This is a genomic window from Bradyrhizobium sp. MI1.3, from assembly GCF_055811695.1.
On the sequence record NZ_JBVVPQ010000094.1, the window covers coordinates 1 to 2,212 of the forward strand.

Annotated in this window: 2 protein-coding genes; both read right to left on the reverse strand. The window is 66.0% G+C overall.

The window, feature by feature from the left end; translation table 11 throughout:
* Positions 1 to 111: 111 nt before the first annotated feature.
* Positions 112 to 882 carry a TIGR02186 family protein gene (locus AC0L3A_RS36175; protein ID WP_473256171.1) on the reverse strand — a complete coding sequence of 257 codons (771 nt, stop codon included), beginning with the start codon at positions 880 to 882 and terminating at the stop codon, positions 112 to 114.
* Complete coding sequence (locus AC0L3A_RS36180) at positions 879 to 1,796, reverse strand: sulfite exporter TauE/SafE family protein (protein ID WP_354200535.1); 918 nt, start codon at positions 1,794 to 1,796, stop codon at positions 879 to 881. Before AC0L3A_RS36180 ends, AC0L3A_RS36175 begins: the two co-directional genes overlap by 4 nt.
* Positions 1,797 to 2,212 lie beyond the last annotated feature (416 nt).

Below are 2,212 nucleotides of genomic sequence, written 5' to 3' on the forward strand. Positions count from 1 at the left end.
CCCCCCCCCGCCGCCCGCCCCCCCGCCGCCCCCCCCCGCCCCCCCCCCCGCGCCCCCGCCCCCCCCCCCCCCCCCCCCCCCCCCACGACGAGAGGAGAGAGCGTAGTTCCCTCAATCCTTCCTGAAAACAATCGACGCCATCCAGCCCGTCATCAGCGCCATCGCGGCGGTGACGAGGCCGTAGATCAGCCCGTTCTGGCGCGCCGTCGTCGCGACGAACTGCTCGAAGCCGACCTTGACGATCTCGAACGCGGTCTCGGTCTTGCCGATGAACGCGCCGTCGGCGAACAGCTTGATCTCGACCTCATAGGTGCCGATCGGCACCTCCGCCGGCAGTGGAATGCCGGTGCGGAACAGGGTCGGTGTCAGGAACGTCACCGCGCTCGGATCCTCGCGGTAGAGACCGCGCTGGGTGCGCAGGCGGATGAAGGCGGAGCGGAACGCGTCGTTCGGCACCACATCGGCATAGTCGCCGCTGACGCGTTGGGTCAGCAGCACGTTGTTGAGCCCGATCTGCTGGCGTCGCGCGATCTCGGGCGAGGTGATCGCCTCGAAGGAGCGGTTGGCGAACAATGCGAGATAGCTCGGCACCGCCAGGAACTGGCGGTAGTCGGTGTTGATCCAGATCCCGAAGGTGCGCTCCTTGCGCCGCGTCACCATGTCGGCGCGGGGGCCCATCACGGTGACGACGAGATCGTAGCTCTTGCGGTCAGCGGGCGTAGAGGCGTCCTTCTCGACCGAGCCGAACAGCACCAGCTCCTCGCCGGAATAGTTCGGCGTCACCGTGACGCGATGGTTGGAGACCGACACGATCAGCCGCTCGGCCCGTGCGACGGAGCCGAGCAGCAGGACAAGCAGGACCGCGAGAGCTGCGCGCATCATCCGTTCACTCCCAGCTCGCGGATGGTGAAGAGATCCTCTGGCCGGATCACCAGCTCGATGGCGAAGCGGACGCCGACCGAGAGGATCAAGAGGCCAAGCAGCAGCCGCAACTGCTCGCCGCGGATCTTCTGGCCGGCGCGGGCGCCGAATTGGGCGCCGGTGACGCCGCCGACCATCAGGATCAGCGCCAGCACCGCGTCGACCAAATGATTGGTCACGGCATGCAGCAAGGTCGCAAACAGCATCGTGACCAGCGTCAGGACCATCGACGTCCCGATCACCGTCGAGGTCGGCACCCGCAGCAAATAGATCATGATCGGCACCAGGATGAAGCCGCCGCCGATGCCCATGATGGCGCCGATGAAGCCGATCAGCATGCCGACGATCACGACCGGAATGACCGAGAGGTAGATCTTGGAGCGCTTGAACCGCATCTTCAGCGGCAGGCCATGGATCCAGTTATGCGTGCGTCGCGGCGGCACCGCGCCGCGCCGGGTCCGCATCAGGGCACGCAGGCCTTCGGAGAACATCAGGCTGCCGACGGTGGTGAGCAGCACGACGTAGGACAGTGCGATCATCAGATCGAGCTGGCCGAGCGCGCGCAGCTGCGTGAAGGTCCACACCCCGAGAGCCGTCCCGGTTACGCCGCCGCATAACAGCACGCTCGCCAGCGCCGGGTCGATCGCGCGTCGCCGCCAATAAGCGAGGGCGCCGGAAAAGGACGAGGCGGCGATGTGGCTTGCGACGGAAGCGACCGCGACTGCCGGTGTGATGCCGATGAAGATCAGAAGCGGCGTCATCAGGAAGCCGCCGCCGATCCCGAACATGCCGGAGACGAAGCCGACCGCCGCGCCCATCGCTAGCACGAGGAAGACGTTGACCGGAAGATCGGCGATCGGGAGATAGAGCTGCATCGAGAAACCACGCGCCGACGAGACGGATCGATTGCGCGGAATGCTCGCAGGAGAGCAGAACGATTGCCGCGCCCCTCAATAGCGGAATTCGACGGCGGGCGGGACCAGGAATTTCGGGCGTGGTGAATGAGGGTGAGGAATCAGATGGCCACTTTTCGTGCGCCGAGGACTTCGCCACGTTCTCCACGGTCATGCCCCGGCTTGACCGGGGCATCCAGTACGCCGCGGCCTTTCCGCATCAAACCGGTGTCTCTCCAATACTGGTACGCCGCCCCGTTGTCGTGAGAGCGAGCTCTTTAACGCCGGCCTCTGGAATACTGGGTCGGGGGGGGGGGGCCGGGGGGGCCCACGCGGGGAAAGAGAGGAAAAAAAATAAATAAAACCCCCACCCCCCCACTATGGGAGAACACCCCAGG

What these genes read in the sequence shown, in the direction of transcription:
- AC0L3A_RS36175 (WP_473256171.1), bottom strand. Translation starts at nt 882, where the DNA reads ATGATGCGCGCAGCTCTCGCGGTCCTGCTTGTCCTGCTGCTCGGCTCC.
- AC0L3A_RS36180 (WP_354200535.1), bottom strand. Translation starts at nt 1,796, where the DNA reads ATGCAGCTCTATCTCCCGATCGCCGATCTTCCGGTCAACGTCTTCCTC.